An 18,045-nucleotide genomic window follows, 5' to 3' on the forward strand; every position below is an offset into this window, starting at 1 on the left:
TAAGTTCTAAAATTGTAATTGAAGTCCTAACAGAATAGTTCTAGCTGTTGGCACCTGAAAAAAGTTTACCCCATCAACCACAGCTTCTGGATCGTAGCCATCTAACTCAGTTAATAGAAATAGATTATTTCCCTGAAGGTGAACAGAACCGCCTTTTATAGTATTTCCTAAGTTTGGAAGGTTATAACTCAATTTGACGTTTTTCAGCTTGAGGTAATCTGAATCATATAAATGTCGTGTAGATACATCATTTGAGAATGTTGGATTACCATTAATCCTGATAGGTACAGTTGCATCAGTATTATTCGGATTCCATGGATTTAGCTGAGCCACAGTATTGGTATATTGGGGAGCAAATCCATCGTCATCACGTTTAAACGCCGTTCGATCATATACTTTTCCTCCCAAACCGAATGTAAGCTGGAAATCGAATGTGAAGTTTTTATAAATAAATTGATTGAAAACTCCACCCTGGAAATCCTGCAAAGCATCTCCAAAAATTCCAAATCCGGCTTCCTGAGCATCTGTAGTGAGATCACCTGTTCTTTCACCGTTCTCCAGCACATGGTATTGCGCATAACCGGTTGAAGGATCTACACCTGCATAATCCCTTAAATAAAAAGAATAAATACTTTCCCCTTCTTTAATAATTAATGGATCCTGCCCGTATCTGGAGCTATAGGTTGGAACTATATCATTTTTTAACTTGGTAATCTCATTATCAAGAACCGTAAGGTTTGCACTGGTACTCCAGGAAAAATCTTCGTTAGAAATAGGATTGAATCCAATTTCAAATTCCCATCCTTTATTAATCATCTCTCCAAAGTTCTGCAACTGAGTCAAGAAACCCGTTGTAGGAGAAACGGGCACATTCAATAATAAATCTTCGGTTTTTTTACGGAAGTAATTTACAGTCAGATCCAATTCTCCCATCAAATTAATATCCATTCCTACATTAAAATTTTTACTTAACTCCCAAGAAAGATCCGGGTTTTGAAGTTGTCCATAAGACAATCCAGATTCTCCGCCATAGCCTTTCCCATCGGTTTCAAAAAATGCCAGGGCTGCATAATACTGGGGAGGTAAATTTCCATTTGTACCATAACTTCCTCTGAATTTAAGATATTCTAACCCGTTTATATCCAGAAAATTTTCTTCTGTCGCTACCCATGCTCCAGAAACAGACCAAAAAGTCCCCCAACGAGAATCCTTTCCAAACCTTGATGAACCATCCCTTCTAAAACTTGTAGATAGATAATATTTCTGATCAAAATTATAACCAACCTGGGAAAAATAAGATAAGAGAGAATAATTTTCCCCAAACCCAGTATGGGACCATAAGGTTCCAATACTGCTTGCAGATAATAACTCACTATCTAAAACATCATATCCATAGACATTAATAGAATTCATTTTAGAAACCTGAGATTCCTGCCCTAATAAAATATCTAAACCGTGACTTCCAAAGTCGTCATTGTAATTTAAAATATTGGTAACAGTATACTGAAATACTTCACTCTTCACACGATTAAGCACTCCATTCCATATTCCACCCCCTGCACCGAATTCTTTATTATCATAAAGCGTTTCGTCAATAGCTTGCTGATCTACACCAAACGTAGTTTTAAAGCTCAGAGGTTCCATTATCTGAAATTTAGCATAGGCGTCACCCCTTACGCGGAATTCAGTATTTTCATACTCTCCAACTTTTAAAACTCCAATAGGATTAGCATTTTTTTCAATATCATTTGGAAGGTTTGCAAAACCTCCATAGCCTTCCGGATCATAAATAGGAGCCGCAGGTGGAAGAACACGTGCCATGTATAATGGATTTAATCCTCCTGCATAGGAGCCATCAAAATTTGCCGCATTTCTTTCGGTTTTTGCTACCGAAAGGTTTACTCCAAGAGTTAACCAGTCTTTTGCCTCGTTCTCTAAATTTATTCTACCAGAATAACGTTTAAGACCTGTTTCTATAATAGTCCCTGTTTGATCAAGATAATTTCCGGAAATGTAGAAGGAAGTTTTCTCATTACCTCCTCGGGCAGATAAATTATATTTCTGGGTTAAACCATTCTGATAAATAGCATCCAGCCAATCTGAATTTGTATTGGTGGTTCCGTAGATTCCTTCATAATCGCTTATCGCTTGATTTTCATAATCGTTATAAAGGGTATTATCAGCGTATACTCTGGAAAATTCAGCATTCTCATTATTTTGTATATATTGATTTATCTGGCCTTCAATCCAAAGATCCTTAAACTGTTCATTATTAATAAGTTTTTCTTCTGTTAGATTCTGGCTCCAGCCTGTTTCAACTCCTAAAGTAATTTCTGTTTCACCCTTTTTTCCGTCTTTAGTTGTTATTATAATAACACCGTTGGCTGCTCGGGAACCATATAAAGAGGATGCTGCTGCATCTTTTAATACAGTTATACTTTCTATGTCCTCAGAGTTGATAGTAGATAATGGGTTATATCCAGTAGTTCCTTCCATGAAGTCGCCTGCTCTAAGGTTTGAATTAGTATTGATTACCACTCCATCAAGTACATATAAAGGTTGTGTATTACCGCTAATGGAACCTATTCCTCTTATTTGGACATTAGATTGACCTCCCGGTTGTCCAGAGGTAGAAATATTGATTCCGGAAACTTTACCTTGTAGAGCCGTTTCAAAACTAGCTGTAGAACTACGGGTAAGAGCCTCATTATTTACTGATTCGGCGGCTCCTGTAAAACTTCTTTTATCGGAAGATCCATAAGCTACAACCATCACCTCATTCAGTGATTCTGCGCTCTTTTCCATGTTTACATTAATTACTGTTTCAGCTCCTACAGTGTGGTTTACAATTTTCTTTCCAATAAATGTAAAACTCAGGACATCCCCCACATTCGCTTTTAAAGTATATTTTCCATCAAAATCGGTTTGTGTACCAGTCTGAGATTCCTTAATTGTCACATTCACTCCTGGCATTGGGATTCCGTTTTCATCTATAACAGTGCCCGTAATGGTCTTCTCTTGTGCAATGGTTATCTGCACTAATAACACTAAAAATAGTGTCAAAATGATTTTTAAATTATTTTTCATAAATATTTGATTTTAGATAAATATGTTTTGCAGGCAATTAGATATTGGAATACCAATACCTGCCTTATGGAAATAAAATTATATTTCCATTCAACGCATAGCCTTTTAAGAAGCTACCTTTTCAAATAAAATCAAATGAGGAATACCTGGTACATAACCTGGACATCAGAAGCCAGGAGTGGAGGTTTATAAAATTTGTGAGGAATTGCCTGACGCTCTAATTCTTGAAGAATATTTCCTGAAATAAACAATACAGGAATAATGAAGGTTTGTGAAAGTAGATCAAAAGAAAAAGAAGATGTCTTTAATTCATCCTGACCATCTATATTCTCTTTTTCATTGGAGCAGCAAGAATCCTTTTTTGTAGTATTGTGGGAATTCACTTCCACCCCACACGAATGCATTTCAGTTTTACATTTTTTAGCTGATGAAAAAACTCCTTTCCCTACCAAAGTGTTTCCGCAGAAATGCTTATCCACCGTAAAGGAAAAAGTGGAGAATATTACTAAAACAGCTAGTAAAAATGAAACTGTATGAAGGGCTTTCGTTTTCATTAAAATCAAATATAAACATATGTTAATACAATTAACAATGTTTGAAAAAATTTTTAACCTATATATCTAGCTTTCAGGAAAATACAGATTATTTTTATTGAAATCACAAAAATCATCTAATTTTTACCTAAAAACTGAATAATATTAAATTAATTTTGCAATTATTGAATTTATTCCTAATTATAATCAAAAAACACTTAATTAAAATCATGGCGTTTCACCGTATATCATCTTCGAACCTTGAAATAAAGGAGATATCCAAAATATTAAAAGACAAGAAAAAGTTAAAATTAAGCGATAAATCTATAATAAAAATTATAAAATCTAGAGAATATCTGGATGAGAAAATGAGAGAGAGTCCATCTCCGGTTTATGGAATAAATACGGGATTTGGATCTTTATGTAACGTTAAAATTTCTCCTAGTAAATTGGTCGAGCTACAGGAAAATCTGGTGATGTCTCATGCTTGTGGAACAGGAGATACGATTCCAAAACCGATTATTAGATTGATGCTTTTATTTAAGATACAATCTTTAAGTTATGGTCATTCCGGTATAGCTCTGGAAACTGTTAACCGATTAGTTGATTTTTACAATAATGACATACTCCCTGTAGTTTATGAACAAGGATCGTTGGGAGCTTCGGGGGATTTAGCACCACTTGCCCATTTGGCTTTACCCTTAATAGGAAAAGGTGAAGTATATTTTAATGGGGATAAAATAGAATCTTCGGTCGTATTAAAAGAGTTTGGTTGGGATCCTATAAAACTGAGGTCTAAAGAAGGACTAGCATTATTAAATGGAACTCAGTTTATGAGTGCATATGGAATTTTTATCTTGCTGGAGGCTAATAGATTATACGAGTTTTCAAATATTATAGGTGCAACTTCAATTGACGCTTTCGATTGTAATTTATCTCCATTTGATGAATTAGTTCATTTAGTGCGCCCTCATAGAGGTCAGATTAAAACAGCGGATAGAATACGAGAGCTGTTGAAAGGGAGTGAAATTGGTAAAAGAGAAAAGACAAATGTTCAGGATCCCTACTCTTTTCGGTGCATTCCTCAGGTTCATGGTGCCAGTAAAGACACTATTTCCTTTGTTGAAAACACTTTTATAACGGAGATAAATTCGGTCACAGATAATCCAAACATCTTTGTAGATGAAGACAAGATAATTTCTGGAGGAAATTTTCATGGTCAGCCACTTGCCCTGGCATTGGATTATCTTAGCATTGCCATGGCTGAAATTGGAAACATTTCGGAACGGAGAATTTACCAGCTTATTTCCGGCTTAAGAGGTCTTCCTCCATTTCTTGTAAATAATCCCGGCTTAAATAGCGGATTTATGATCACCCAATATACTGCAGCAAGTATTGTAAGTCAAAATAAACAATATGCTTCTCCTGCGAGTATTGATTCTATTGTTTCTTCTAATGGGCAGGAAGATCATGTAAGTATGGGGGCAAATGCAGCTACGAAAGCTTTAAAAGTGATCAATAATGTTTCCACGATTCTGGCAATAGAACTATTCAATTCATCACAGGCGCTCTATTTCCGAGAAGAAAATACCTCGCCTTTTTTAAAGGATTTTATAGAAAAATTTAGATCTAAAGTACCGATACTAAAAGAAGATCAAATTATGTCTTACCATATTCAAAATTCAAAGAATTTTATTTCCGGTTTTCAAGTTTAAATTACAAGTTCAGTTAATAATCAGAAATTTAGAATTAAAAAATTACTTCCAATGGATTTTAAAATGCAAGTTTTAGAGGGTATTCCGAATAGCATACCTGTATATAAAAAATACGCTCCAGACATCAATCATGCTCCAAAACGAAAAAAGATTTTAAATGAACAAGAAAAGAAACTCGCATTCAAAATGCTCTTAGATATTTTGAATCTAAAGACCATGCTACATTACTTCCGGAGTTTTTAGATGAATTGAATACCTATGGAAGAATTTATATGTATAGATACCGTCCTGATTACAAAATATATGCTAGACCTATAGATGAGTATCCGGGCAATAGTTTACAGGCCAAAGCTATTATGCATATGATTCATAACAATTTAGATCACAGAGTTGCCCAGCATCCGCATGAATTAATCACTTATGGAGGAAATGGCGCTGTATTTCAGAACTGGGCACAATATAGATTGGTAATGCAATATTTGGCTGAAATGTCTAATGAACAGACTTTAGTTATTAATTCTGGTCATCCTTTAGGGCTTTTCCCCTCCCATTCCAATGCGCCAAGAGTGGTTGTAACAAATGGGATGGTAATTCCTAATTATTCAAAACCAGATGATTGGGAAAAATTTAATGCCCTGGGTGTAACACAGTATGGACAAATGACAGCAGGGAGTTATATGTATATAGGACCTCAAGGAATCGTTCATGGAACTACGATTACAGTGCTAAATGGATTACGGATGGTGGCCAAAAAATTTAATTTATCAACCGGAGCAAATCTTGGAAAAGGATCTGTTTTTGTGACTTCTGGATTGGGTGGCATGAGTGGAGCTCAGCCAAAAGCAGGAAATATAGCTGGTTGCATTACGGTCTGTGCCGAGGTGAACCCTAAAGCTGTAGAAGTAAGACATTTCCAGGGATGGGTAGATGAAGTAGTAAAAGATATTAAAAGCTTGGTTTTAAAAGTAAGAAAGGCAAAACAGGAGAAGAAAATAATATCTTTTGCATATCAGGGAAATGTGGTTGAGGTATGGGAAGAATTTGATAAGGAAAACATTCATATTGATTTAGGTAGTGACCAGACCTCACTTCATAATCCTTGGTCGGGTGGATATTATCCGGTAGGCCTTTCATTCGAGGAATCAAAAGAGCTAATGTCTAATAACCCCAATAAATTTCGTGAAAAAGTACAGGAAAGTCTTTGTCGGCATGCTGAGGCAATAAATCAACATACTAAAAAAGGAACCTACTTTTTTGATTATGGTAATGCATTTTTATTAGAAGCTTCCAGGGCTGGTGCCAAAGTTTATCAAGATAAGAATGGAAATTTCGTTACTGCCTCAGAAGCCGTCAATATTGAAAAATTTGCATACCCAAGTTATGTACAGGATATTATGGGACCCATGTGTTTTGATTACGGGTTTGGTCCCTTCCGTTGGGTATGTGTTTCAGGTAAAGCAAAAGACCTCGAAAAAACAGATTCGATTGCTGCAGAAGTCCTTCAAAGACTTAAAAATAATGCACCTGATGAGATTCAACAGCAAATGCAGGATAATATCAAATGGATTCAGGAAGCACAAGAAAATAAGCTAGTAGTTGGTTCTCAGGCTAGAATCCTATATGCCGATTCATTGGGAAGAATTGAAATTGCCAAAGCTTTTAACGACGCCATAGCTAAAGGAGAAATTGGGCCGGTAGTTTTGGGTCGCGATCATCATGATGTTTCGGGAACTGATTCCCCCTATCGCGAAACTTCCAATATTTATGACGGTTCTCGATTTACAGCAGATATGGCCATTCAAAATGTTATAGGTGATGCTTTTAGGGGAGCTACCTGGGTAAGTATCCATAACGGTGGAGGTGTAGGTTGGGGGGAAGTTATTAATGGAGGATTTGGTATGGTTTTAGAAGGTGACCAGGCCTCCGAAAGACGACTCCGATCGATGTTGCATTGGGATGTAAATAATGGAATTACCAGAAGATCGTGGGCTCGAAATGAAGGAGCCATAAATACCATTAGAAGAGAAATGGAAAGAGAGCCTCAATTGAAGGTTACTATTCCAAATTTAGTTGAGGAAAAGCTTTTAAAAGACATAAATATTTAAACTTTCTTATAAGAATAGCTTTAAGTTTAAATATTAATAGATTCTAAAAAATATTGCAATTTGCTAGTTTATAAATCCGTGAAATGTTAGAGGAAAGAGAGTAACTTTATTAGTATTCCAAAGGAGTATTAAAAATTTGTAAATCCGCGAATAGCAATTTTCTGGAGTTTTTATAGAAACGAGAAGATATAGAGTCCTTTGGTGTTGATATTAAAATATTTATACCGATTCATCTTTTTGATATTATAATACAAGCAGTCTAATTCATCCAAATCGAATAAATTATCTATATATTTTCGCCCGTAAAAAAGCGTCAAATAAGATCTAATTTTATTTCCAGTTCATATTCTGCAAACGAATTGCGTTGAGGATAGCTAACATTGCAACTCCAACATCGGCAAATACGGCCTCCCACATTGTTGCCATTCCGAAAGCACCTAAGACCATAACGGCTATTTTAACACCAAATGCCAAAGCGATATTCTGCCACACAATTTTTCTAGTGGATCGGCCTATTTTAATGGCCTGTGCGATTTTAGAAGGCTGGTCTGTTTGAATGATGACATCTGCAGTTTCAATAGCTACATCGCTTCCCAGACCACCCATTGCTATCCCAACATCACTTGTTGCAAGGACGGGCGCATCGTTAATACCGTCACCTACAAAAGCAACTTTAACTCCTACCTGTTTTTTTAAAGATTCTACTTCATCGAGTTTATCTTCCGGTAACAATCCACCTATGGCCTGATCTAATCCCATTTCTCTACCAAGCTCTCCGGTAATAGAATCCTTGTCGCCAGAGAGGATTATAATTTTCGATATTCCGGTTTTACGAATTTCTTTGATCGCTTGATGTGCATCTTCTTTCAGCTCATCAGCTATAGTGACGTAACCAGCAAAATCACCATCAATAGCCACCAATACCACAGATTCTACAATATTATTTATTTCAGTTGGAGATATGATATCGTGGGAATCCAATAGTTCTTTATTGCCAATCAAAACAGATTTACCTGTAACTATTCCTTTTAATCCCTTTCCTGCAACCTCACTTACTTGGGATGCTTTATAAGCTGAATTATCTTTTTTATACTCCATGATAGCCTTAGCTATAGGATGAGTTGACTGTTCCTCTATCGCCCAGAGGTATTTCATTAATTCTTCTTCCGTAATTTCAGGGCTACTTACAATTTCCTTTATTTTAAACACTCCTTTGGTGAGGGTCCCAGTTTTATCCATCACAACAGTATTTATTTTGGTCATGGTATCCAGAAAAGATGCGCCTTTAAAGAGGATTCCGTTACGAGACGCTGCACCCAAACCTCCGAAATAACCCAATGGGATAGAAATTACGAGGGCACACGGACAGGAAATTACCAGAAAAATTAATGCCTTATAAAACCAATCCTGGAATATATAATTATCAACAAAAAAGTAGGGTAGAAAGGTTAGGCCAATCGCAAGGAATACAACTATTGGCGTATAAACCCTGGCGAATTTTCGGATGAATAATTCTGTTTTTGACTTACGGGCTATGGCATTCTGAACCATATCCAGGATACGGGCAATTGAACTGTCCTTAAATTCCTTTGTGGTTTCAATTTGAATAACATCATTCAGATTAATGCTTCCGGCAAATACGGTTGAGCCTTTTGCGATAGTATCTGGTTTGCTTTCCCCTGTAAGGGCCGCCGTATTTAAGGAGGCTTTATCAGATAACAGTTTTCCGTCCAATGGAACTTTCTCCCCTACCCTAACTTGAATTTTTGAACCAATTTTCACAGATTCAGGTGGCACCGAAACATAATTATTATTTTGATACAGTAAGGCTTCATTAGGTCTTACATCCAACAAGGCCTTGATATTTCCCTTAGCTTTTTTTACAGCAGAAGCCTGGAATAGTTCACCTACCGTATAGAATAACATTACGGCTACCCCTTCGGGGTATTGACCTATAATAAAAGCACCAATTGTAGCAATGGACATTAAAAGAAATTCTGTAAAGAAATCCCCATTTTTGATACTTTTCCAACCTTCCTTCATCACAGGTAAACCCACGGGTAAATAGGCCACAGCATACCAGAGGATTCTGATCCAGCTGGAAAAACGGGAAAATGTTCCCAGGTAATCTAATAGAATTCCTATAATTAAAAACAGGAAGCTAAAAATAGCCGGAATGTAAACAGTAAAACTTGGTTTGTTTGCAACCAATTCTTCCTCATTACCAGCCATACTTCCGCAACAATCTTCTGATTCCTGAATGGAACAGGAAGTTTCCTCTGAAATAACTGAATTCTTTTCTTTCATAACTTCTAATTAGTATCTAATTCCTGATAAGGCTGGTATTCTTTATCTCCAAATTCTTTTTCTATCTGAATGGTAGTATGGGTTATTTTAAATTTATCGCATAGCTGATCACGGATGTCATATAGAAATTGGTCATCATATCCTTTAGGAACCACTAAATGGGTAGAGAGGGCAGTTTCAGTTGTACTCATAGCCCATATATGTAAATCGTGAACGTCCTCTACCCCTTTAAGGTCTGATAAAAATTCCTCAACTTCGTCAATATTAATATTTTTTGGAACCGCGTCTATCGCTATTTTAACCGAATCACGAAGAAGGCCCCAGGAACTATATAAAATAACCAGTACAATTATTAAACTTAGCGCGGGATCTATCCAGGTTAAGCCGGTGTATTTGATGGCGAGACCACCAAGCAGCACTCCCAAGGTAACCCCGGCATCAGCTGCCATATGGAGAAACGCACCCCGTATGTTTAGATCCCCTTTTTGTCCTTTCCAAAAGAGAAAGGCCGTACCAGTATTTACTACCAGGCCAATGGCTGCAACGATCATTACAAGGTTACCTGAGATTTCAACAGGATTTTGAAACTTTTGAATCGCATCCCAGGCAATCAACCCAGCAGCTGCAATAATAATTAGCCCATTGATCATCGAGGCCAGAATAGTCGTTTTTCGTAAACCGTACGTGTAGCGTTTAGAGGGTTTTTTTGTGGCAATAATAATTGCAGCCCAGGCAAGTATAAGACTAAAAACATCGCTGGCATTGTGACCCGCATCCGCCAAAAGTGCTGAAGAATTTGCGACAAATCCGTAATATAGTTCTACTGCAACATACATGGTATTTAGGGCTATCCCTATACCAAAAGCTTTTCCGTGATTTTGTGAACTATGTGAGTGATTGTGAGCCATAGAATTATTTTTTTATCCAGTCTTTCGCCCTTTCATTGTCTTCTAAATCAAAATATTTTATATCTGCATTCGTAAATGGTTTCATAAATTGGCTTATCCAATCCTGCCATTTTTTATCTCCAACCATCGCAATTTTCTCATAATCTTTTGCGTGGATTGTATCCATTTTCAGGTCTTCCCATAATCCGGGAAAATCCCAGCCCGTAAATTTCTCCATCTCAAAATACCAACGAACCTTTATTCCCTTGTCCAGTATATTGTGAACCAGTGGATGTATTTTTTCAATATCTTCCTTTCTTAGTTTGCCGGAAGCTTTTGTGGCAAGAATATTTTTTCCTTGTAACTCGATTATTTGTAACATTTTATATCGTTTTTAATTAATTATTAACCCTCTAAATCGTAAAACCACTCTTCAGCCCTGGGAATAGCCTCTGATATAGCTTTTTCCTTTGAGTAATTTTTCTCCTCAACTAATTGCCTGGCAATTTTCAATGCTTTCTTTTTAATGGCCGGATTCAGGGAATCAAGCTCAGTTTTGAAATCTTCAAACATCCAGTCCATATTAAAATTTTTAATGGTTAAACAATTTTTTTTCCTTTTCCGGGTCTATATCTTTTTTTTCCCTTTTATCTAAAAAATAATCTAGCACTATGCCCACCACTATGGCTCCTACAAAGGCTGCATATACCTGCCATTCATATTGAACCACCAATGCTAGGCTAATAATTATGGCAAGAATGGGAAGGATGGGAACTTTCCCTATTGATAATGGAACCTTGAATGGCCTTTTTTCATTTGGAGATTTAAAACGTAATATGATGAGAGCCACATTAACGGCAACAAAAACAAGCAAAGCTCCCAGCGAAGACATGCCGGCAACGATCTTTATATCTCCCAAAAGCAGAAATCCGGCTACAGCGACCATTACAATTAGAGTAGTTGCCCAGGGTACTTTTTGAGCATTAGTTTTGGTCATAAATTTGGGCAGCTCTCCAGCACTTGCCATCCCAAACAGTAATCGACTTATAGAAATGATACCACTAAAAGCGGCATTTGCTGTAGCAAATAAGGCTGCAATACCCAAGGCAACCGGTAACCAGTTATTTAGGTTAGATGCGGCTAACGACAATGGCGAATCAACACCTGCGAGTTTTGAAGGATCGCTTATATTAAGTACAGTAAATGAAATAAGCAAATAGATAATCGTTGTAAAAAGCATTGTCAATAAAAAAGCCTTTGGAATAGTTCTGCCCGGATTTTTTACTTCAGAGCCTAAGGCCGCCATATGCTCGAACCCAGTATAAACAAAAAACAGGGTTGCAGTAGCCGCAATAGTATTTGAAAAGGATTCAATCTTAAAAAATTCAGCTTTAGGCGGTCCGGTTTCTGCTAATCCTATCGCTATAAGTATAAAAAGGCCTAAAAGTTGAATACTGACCATTATAATATTTGCCGTGGAAGATTTTTTAATCCCGGTAATACTTATGAGCGCAAGAACCACTAATGCCCCATAACTAACCAGTAAAGCCGGAATATTTAAAAAGACATTTAAATAACCTGAAAATGCCAGCAATACAGCTGCAATCGTGGCAGAGCTGTGAAAAGCTATTGTCCAACCTGTTAGGAAGGAAGGAATATCTATTTTAGGAAAGGCTTTACGGACGAAAATGAATTCAGCCCCAGCATTGGGGTAGGTGGAGGATAATTCTGCATAGGAAAGTGCTGAAAAACTGGCCGCCACCGCAGCCAAAATAAAACTTAACCATAGATCGTAACCGGCTTGGCCGGCTGCAGCACCAATTACAGTATAAATCCCGGCGCCTACAATGGTACCCACGCCGTAGAAGGTTAGGCGAAGTGTACCCAATGATTTTTTTAGTTCTGCCATAATATTTTTTAAGTTAGAGAGGGTCCCCTAAGCTGTATAGGTTCAGAATTCTAGAACACTCACCTGTTATTTTTTTTGCATTTTTCACATATCCCTTTTAATACTAGATTCACATCACACACTTCATAAATGTCCGGCAAACTTTCTTCCGATATTTTGTTCGGTAAACAGATTGTTTTTCTACAGTCTGTACAATAAAAATGCATATGTAAATCTGTACCATATTTATTTCTGGCATTTTCATCAGAAATCGCATATTTTGCTACTCCAGTCCCATCATTAATCTGATGAATCAGGCCTTTATCCTCAAAAATCTTGAGATTACGATAAAAAGTCGTTCTGTTTGCTGTTTTATTGGTTTCACTCCTTTGTACAAAAGCCTTTTTCAAATCGGAAAATGACACGGCACTTTGCTTCCTTTTCAGAAACTTGTAAATTTTTAACCTCATTTGAGTAGGCTTAATCTCGTGATTTGATAATATCTTTTCCGTTTTGGTCATGGCAATTTCATTTCAAAAACAAAATCTTGTAAATCATCTTTTTAATCCTATTTTTTATAAGCTAAAAGCCTTAAAGCGTTAAAAACTACCAAGAGTGTGGAGCCTTCGTGAATAACTACCGCAATACCTATATTCGCAAAACCAAAGATGGTAGCTGGTATAAGTAAGGCTACAATACCCAGGCTTACCCAAAGATTCTGCTTGATAATGGACTTTGCTTTTCTACTCAATCCAATTGCAAATGGCAGGGTTTCGAGTTTATCGGCCATAAGTGCTATATCTGCCGTTTCCAGGGCAACATCACTTCCTGCTGCTCCCATTGCAATACCTACGGTACTATTTGCCATAGCAGGAGCATCATTTACCCCATCACCTATCATCGCCACTTTGCTTTCCTTCTCTTTTAATTTTTTTATTGCATCTACTTTTTCTTCCGGTAACAGACTTCCCCAGGCATCGGTTATTCCTATTTCTTTTGCCACAGCATCTGCAACTTTTTGATTATCCCCTGTTAGCATTATCATACGTTTAATGCCAATTTCCTTTAATTGTTGCAGTGTAGATTTGGCAGCTTCACGTGGGGTATCCATCAATGCAATGATGCCGATATAGTCCTTGTTCTTTCTTATAAGCATCGTAGTGTTTCCCCCACTTTCGAGCCCTTTTACTTTAGTGGATATATCTTCTGACGGTTTTTCATCATCAAGGTCATCGTATAGGTCAAGATTACCAATATAGATTTTATCATTTCCCAGGGAGGCTTTGATACCTTTTCCCAGGACAGCTTCCAGATCGGAAGCATTTGGTATTTCGGCACCTTTCAGTCGCACTTTTCCATCCCTTACCACGGCTTTGGCCAAAGGATGGTCGCTCAGGTTTTCAACAGCAATGGCTATCTTTAAAAGTTCATTTTCTTCAATATCACCCAATGGTACTACTTCGGTAAGTTTAGGCTTACCCTCTGTTAGAGTACCTGTCTTATCAAAGGCTAAAGCCGTTAATTCTCCAAGATCTTCCAATGGACGACCACCTTTAATTAGCACTCCACCTTTTGCTGCCCTTGCCACACCACTTAAAACGGCACTTGGGGTTGAAATTGCCAGGGCACAGGGACTTGCAGCTACCAATACTGCCATCGCCCGGTAAAAACTAGCACTAAATGGTTCATCAATGACCAGAAAAGCAAAAAGCAGGATACCGACCAATATCAGTACAGATGGTACAAAGTATTTTTCAAATTTATCAGTCAAGAGCTGAGTTGGAGATTTCTGGGTCTGTGCCTCGTTGACGAGTTTGACCAGTCGGGACAGGGTAGAGTCTTTGGCTTCTTTTATTACCTTTATTTCCAAGGTATTATTACCATTGATCGTACCGGCGAATACCCGGTTTTCATCCTTGATTTCATCGTCTTCAGAATAGTCCCTGTTTTTATCTTCTACGGGAATCTTATCAACGGGAACACTCTCCCCGGTAATTGGGGCCTGGTTTACGCTGCTTTTTCCGTTGACCACCACACCGTCTGCAGATATTTTACTATTGGGTTTAACCACGATGGTATCGCCAATACTCAATTCCTCAATTCCAACTTCTTCGGTTTTACCCTCTTTTTTGAGTAATGCCGTTTTGGGTGCTAGGTCTGCAAGCGCGGCAATAGATTTTCTAGCTTTATTCATTGCATAGTGCTCCAGGGCATGTCCCAGACTAAATAGAAATAATAATAAAGCTCCTTCTGCCCATTCTCCCAGGATGGCAGCTCCAACAGCAGCTACCAACATTAAAAAATCAATTTCGAAACCTCCTTTTGCCACAGTTTCAATAGCTTCTTTCGCAGTAAAATAACCCCCAAAGAAATAAGCCCCTATGTATAAAGATAAACTAACCCAATCAGGTATAGTCTCCACAAAAGAAAGTCCAAAACCAATTCCTAAAAGTACACCGCAAATAATTGCAAAGATAAGTTCAGTGTTTTTCCCAAAAACTCCTCCATGGGCATGGGAATGATCTTCTCCGGCAGCGTGACCATCACCCTCTTTGTGATCATGGTTCGCTGCGGAACTTTGTTTCACTTTATCTTCCTTTTTTGAGCTTCCGCGATTTTTTTGGGATGCTTCGGCGTAATCATTTTCGTTTGAGGAACTTCGCTGAACCTTAAGATCTTCCTTCTCAATTTGGTTACTTATATCATCAAAATTTGTTTCTTTTTTATTGAACTCAAGCCTTATTAATCCTGAAGCAGAAACAGAAGCCTCCAATATCCCGCTAACTGCCAGAAGGTTTCTCTCTATGTTTCGAGCATGGCGGGTATGCCTCAGCCCTTCTACTTCCAGTAGCAAATGACCGTATTTCTCTGTAATGGCAGCGCCGGTGTGTTCAGCCAAAGATTGTATGCGGCCTATCGAGATTATGTCAGGATCATAGTGAAAGCATAATTGTGGGACTTCATCTGGCTCTTTATCGGAAATATGAACTTTCTCTACCCCATTTTCTGCCTCTAACTCTTTAATAAGTCTATTTACACAAGAATCTTTCTCATTAGGTACCTGAGGTAATAGCACCGGAATTTTTATTTGTAGTTTTTTCATAATGTTAGGCGTTTATTATCCATTCTTTGGCCGATGCTTTTTCGTTATCTCTAAAAAGTTTAATCTGTGCCTTAGTAAACGGCTTCAGTAATTCAGTAAATTGTTCCTGCCATTTTACTTTACCTACAAAAGCGACATTTTTTAAATGTTCTTCCCTGGAGAATTCAAATATCTTGATTTTGTTTAAGACACTTTTTGCCAAGTATTAAATGTCCTCCATTTCGACATACCAGCTGGTTTTTGTATGGTTTTTTATATGATCCTGTAATGTCACATATAGCTTTTCAAAATCTTCCTCGTCAAAATTATTTTTAATGACCGTATATAACGTCTTGTCTCTTTTATAAACTATGATCATATCCCAATATTGGTAAATTTAAATCCTGGAGTTAGTAAAATCACCATTACACTTTTCACAAATTCCTTTTACTACTAAGTTTACATTTTCAGCTATATAACCTTCCGGTAAATTAATATGAGGAATTTTATGATCTGTCAAACAAACTGTTTCATCGCAACTGGTACAATGGAAATGAATATGTAAATCCTGTTCTATCTCGCAATTGCAATCGCTTTCACAAAGCGCATATTTTGGTATTCCTGTCCCGTCATCAATTTGATGCACAATTCCGCTGATTTCAAAGGTCTTAATTGTACGGGATAAGGTAGCTCGATCAGCCTTTACAAATGCATTCTCTATTTCGGTAAGTGCCACGGCCCGTTCCATTTTTCCCATAAATCTATAAATCAAAATACGCATTGCCGTAGGACGAACGTCATGCGCTTCCAATATTTTTTCTATCTCATTCATTTTTCAACGTATTACGAGTCATGTTTCTTTAAAGACATTCCGGTTTTAATCTGAAAAGCATCTTCAATATTTGATAAATAAATAATACCATCACCTGGATCTGGCGTTTTACCGTTTTCAAGGATTATAGCTATGGCCGATTGCGCTTCTTCGTTCTGGCATACCAGCTCAAGTTTTACTACAGGACTATCGGTAATATGAAAATCCAGTGATGGAGAAGCTCCCTTTGCTTTGAAGGAGCCAGTACCCTCCCCCTGTGAAATAGTCATACTTTTAAATCCCTTTTCACTTAAAGCTTCAATTACCTTCTGAACCCTTTTTGGTTTTATAAATGCTTTGATTTCTTTCATGTTTGAATCTTTTTATAGTGTTTTCAATTTTAATGACCGTGGGAAGTTTGACTCTTTTGCATTTCAGAAACCAGATAATAGGCATTATTGTAGGCCACCATCGTACCTTCCGGTAATGATTCCAAAAGTTTAATTTCTACCCAGCCATCTTCGGTTATTCCCGTTCTCACCTGAACAGGTTTCAGTTCCCATTCCGTTTTACCTTCCTCCTGATGTTTCTGGGCGGTAAAAATATATGGGTTCCCATCTTCTTCAATGACCGCTTCTTCCGGCAAAGCAGGGACTGGTGCTTCACCAGTCCTTATTTTCCCCTGTATATACATTCCCGGAATCAGGTAGTCCTCTTTTTTGTCAATTTCGGCGTGTACATGAACGGCTTTCGGATTTTGTTCAAATTGTTTTCCTACGGAATATATTTCTCCTGTTAAATTGCTTCCAGGGACAGATTCCAGCGTAAAAGAAATTTTCTGACCCTCTTTCACCTTATAAATATCTTTTTCAAAAACCATTAAATCGGCATGGACGTGCTCATTATCAACGACCATGAACATACTGGTTTGTGGCTCCACATATTGCCCTATTTGCACCTTTACCTTTTCTATAAAACCCGCTATTGGACTAACCACAGGAACATATTCGTAAAGGTTTCCATTTCTTACTTGTGTAGCATTTATATTTAATTGTCGCAATTGAGATTCATACCCACTCACTTCTCCTTTTACCGACTGAAAATCTGCCTGGGTTTGTTGAAACGTCTTTCCAGAACCGACTTCTGCTTCATATAAACGTTGTTGTCTTTCAAATTCTTTTTCTAAAAACTGCATCCTGTTATATGCATTAATATAATCTGTTTGCATCTTTGTTAAGTTAGGATGGGAAAGGTATGCAAGGACTTCTCCTTTCCTAACCTTATCACCTTCAATAACCTTTATAGAAGTAACATTACCTCCTAAAATTGCAGTAACGGTAGCTTCGTACTGAGGCGGCACTTCCAATTGCCCATTTGCTTCTACTATCCCAGAGAGTGCTTTGGTACCTAACGAATCTACTTTGATTCCCAGGCTGTTAAATTTTAATTCAGAAAGGTGTACTGAACGCATCCCACTTTCTTTTTCATTGTTCTCCTTATTTTCTTCTTCTGAATGAGAAGCTGTTTCCCCGGAGCTGTTTTCTTCTGTATTAGAGTCTTCCTTACAACCTATAAACAGCGTAAGTGAAAAAGCAAGCATCAGGAGATTTATAGTTTTAATATTCATATC

General features: G+C 37.4%; 15 protein-coding genes and 1 pseudogene. 2 read left to right on the forward strand and 14 right to left on the reverse strand.

The genetic code is table 11. The annotated features are described in order from the left end of the window. Positions 1 to 6: 6 nt before the first annotated feature. Together AB8M93_RS04670 and AB8M93_RS04675 are read right to left on the reverse strand one after the other, a co-directional pair. The gene (locus AB8M93_RS04670) at positions 7 to 3,087 is read right to left on the reverse strand and encodes a SusC/RagA family TonB-linked outer membrane protein (RefSeq protein WP_373056410.1); all 3,081 of its coding nucleotides are present in this window, start codon (positions 3,085 to 3,087) and stop codon (positions 7 to 9) included. Positions 3,088 to 3,218: 131 nt separating this feature from the next. Beyond that, positions 3,219 to 3,641, reverse strand: coding sequence for an HYC_CC_PP family protein (locus tag AB8M93_RS04675; protein WP_373056411.1), 423 nt, complete (start codon positions 3,639 to 3,641; stop codon positions 3,219 to 3,221). Positions 3,642 to 3,850: 209 nt separating this feature from the next. Between AB8M93_RS04675 and hutH the strand changes: the two genes are divergently transcribed. Both hutH and hutU read left to right on the forward strand, forming a co-directional pair. After that, positions 3,851 to 5,335: a histidine ammonia-lyase gene (gene hutH / locus AB8M93_RS04680; RefSeq protein WP_373056412.1), complete on the forward strand. Its 1,485-nt coding sequence runs from the start codon at positions 3,851 to 3,853 to the stop codon at positions 5,333 to 5,335. A 51-nt stretch (positions 5,336 to 5,386) separates the two neighbouring features. Further along, positions 5,387 to 7,440: pseudogene (gene hutU / locus AB8M93_RS04685) on the forward strand (urocanate hydratase). A 330-nt stretch (positions 7,441 to 7,770) separates the two neighbouring features. Here the strand turns inward: hutU and AB8M93_RS04690 are convergent. The 12 genes from AB8M93_RS04690 to AB8M93_RS04745 form a co-directional block, all read right to left on the reverse strand. Continuing rightward, positions 7,771 to 9,672 carry a heavy metal translocating P-type ATPase gene (locus tag AB8M93_RS04690; RefSeq protein WP_373056476.1) on the reverse strand — a complete coding sequence of 634 codons (1,902 nt, stop codon included), beginning with the start codon at positions 9,670 to 9,672 and terminating at the stop codon, positions 7,771 to 7,773. Between the two features lie 80 nt (positions 9,673 to 9,752). Further along, complete coding sequence (locus AB8M93_RS04695; protein ID WP_373056413.1) at positions 9,753 to 10,655, reverse strand: cation diffusion facilitator family transporter; 903 nt, start codon at positions 10,653 to 10,655, stop codon at positions 9,753 to 9,755. Between the two features lie 4 nt (positions 10,656 to 10,659). Beyond that, positions 10,660 to 11,016 (reverse strand): SpoIIAA family protein, encoded by a 357-nt coding sequence (locus AB8M93_RS04700; protein ID WP_373056414.1) that lies wholly within the window; start codon positions 11,014 to 11,016, stop codon positions 10,660 to 10,662. Between the two features lie 23 nt (positions 11,017 to 11,039). Further along, positions 11,040 to 11,216 carry a hypothetical protein gene (locus AB8M93_RS04705; RefSeq protein ID WP_373056415.1) on the reverse strand — a complete coding sequence of 59 codons (177 nt, stop codon included), beginning with the start codon at positions 11,214 to 11,216 and terminating at the stop codon, positions 11,040 to 11,042. Positions 11,217 to 11,226: 10 nt separating this feature from the next. Beyond that, entirely contained in the window at positions 11,227 to 12,543 is a 1,317-nt protein-coding gene (locus AB8M93_RS04710) for an APC family permease (protein WP_373056416.1), read from the reverse strand. Between the two features lie 59 nt (positions 12,544 to 12,602). Continuing rightward, a complete protein-coding gene (locus AB8M93_RS04715) occupies positions 12,603 to 13,043 on the reverse strand; it encodes a Fur family transcriptional regulator (protein ID WP_373056417.1) in 441 nt (146 codons plus the stop codon). A gap of 47 nt (positions 13,044 to 13,090) precedes the next feature. Continuing rightward, entirely contained in the window at positions 13,091 to 15,625 is a 2,535-nt protein-coding gene (locus AB8M93_RS04720; RefSeq protein ID WP_373056418.1) for a heavy metal translocating P-type ATPase, read from the reverse strand. A gap of 4 nt (positions 15,626 to 15,629) precedes the next feature. Further along, positions 15,630 to 15,827 carry a SpoIIAA family protein gene (locus AB8M93_RS04725; RefSeq protein WP_373056419.1) on the reverse strand — a complete coding sequence of 66 codons (198 nt, stop codon included), beginning with the start codon at positions 15,825 to 15,827 and terminating at the stop codon, positions 15,630 to 15,632. A gap of 3 nt (positions 15,828 to 15,830) precedes the next feature. Next, positions 15,831 to 15,983: a hypothetical protein gene (locus tag AB8M93_RS04730; RefSeq protein ID WP_373056420.1), complete on the reverse strand. Its 153-nt coding sequence runs from the start codon at positions 15,981 to 15,983 to the stop codon at positions 15,831 to 15,833. Positions 15,984 to 16,001: 18 nt separating this feature from the next. Beyond that, positions 16,002 to 16,436, reverse strand: coding sequence for a Fur family transcriptional regulator (locus AB8M93_RS04735; RefSeq protein WP_373056421.1), 435 nt, complete (start codon positions 16,434 to 16,436; stop codon positions 16,002 to 16,004). 11 nt (positions 16,437 to 16,447) lie between these two features. Then, a complete protein-coding gene (locus AB8M93_RS04740) occupies positions 16,448 to 16,786 on the reverse strand; it encodes a P-II family nitrogen regulator (protein WP_373056422.1) in 339 nt (112 codons plus the stop codon). A gap of 29 nt (positions 16,787 to 16,815) precedes the next feature. Next, entirely contained in the window at positions 16,816 to 18,042 is a 1,227-nt protein-coding gene (locus tag AB8M93_RS04745; protein WP_373056423.1) for an efflux RND transporter periplasmic adaptor subunit, read from the reverse strand. Between the last annotated feature and the right edge of the window lie 3 nt (positions 18,043 to 18,045).

The organism is Autumnicola aciditolerans (genome assembly GCF_041679265.1).
GTDB lineage: Bacteria > Bacteroidota > Bacteroidia > Flavobacteriales > Flavobacteriaceae > Autumnicola.

Bases quoted from the DNA above. Each gene is read 5' to 3' on its own strand.
- AB8M93_RS04720 (WP_373056418.1), bottom strand. From the start codon at position 15,625: ATGAAAAAACTACAAATAAAAATTCCGGTGCTATTACCTCAGGTACCT.
- AB8M93_RS04690 (WP_373056476.1), bottom strand. From the start codon at position 9,672: ATGGCTGGTAATGAGGAAGAATTGGTTGCAAACAAACCAAGTTTTACT.
- AB8M93_RS04700 (WP_373056414.1), bottom strand. From the start codon at position 11,016: ATGTTACAAATAATCGAGTTACAAGGAAAAAATATTCTTGCCACAAAA.
- AB8M93_RS04730 (WP_373056420.1), bottom strand. From the start codon at position 15,983: ATGATCATAGTTTATAAAAGAGACAAGACGTTATATACGGTCATTAAA.
- AB8M93_RS04710 (WP_373056416.1), bottom strand. From the start codon at position 12,543: ATGGCAGAACTAAAAAAATCATTGGGTACACTTCGCCTAACCTTCTAC.
- AB8M93_RS04675 (WP_373056411.1), bottom strand. From the start codon at position 3,641: ATGAAAACGAAAGCCCTTCATACAGTTTCATTTTTACTAGCTGTTTTA.
- AB8M93_RS04695 (WP_373056413.1), bottom strand. From the start codon at position 10,655: ATGGCTCACAATCACTCACATAGTTCACAAAATCACGGAAAAGCTTTT.
- AB8M93_RS04745 (WP_373056423.1), bottom strand. From the start codon at position 18,042: ATGAATATTAAAACTATAAATCTCCTGATGCTTGCTTTTTCACTTACG.
- AB8M93_RS04715 (WP_373056417.1), bottom strand. From the start codon at position 13,043: ATGACCAAAACGGAAAAGATATTATCAAATCACGAGATTAAGCCTACT.
- AB8M93_RS04670 (WP_373056410.1), bottom strand. From the start codon at position 3,087: ATGAAAAATAATTTAAAAATCATTTTGACACTATTTTTAGTGTTATTA.
- hutH (WP_373056412.1), top strand. From the start codon at position 3,851: ATGGCGTTTCACCGTATATCATCTTCGAACCTTGAAATAAAGGAGATA.
- AB8M93_RS04740 (WP_373056422.1), bottom strand. From the start codon at position 16,786: ATGAAAGAAATCAAAGCATTTATAAAACCAAAAAGGGTTCAGAAGGTA.
- AB8M93_RS04735 (WP_373056421.1), bottom strand. From the start codon at position 16,436: ATGAATGAGATAGAAAAAATATTGGAAGCGCATGACGTTCGTCCTACG.
- AB8M93_RS04705 (WP_373056415.1), bottom strand. From the start codon at position 11,216: ATGGACTGGATGTTTGAAGATTTCAAAACTGAGCTTGATTCCCTGAAT.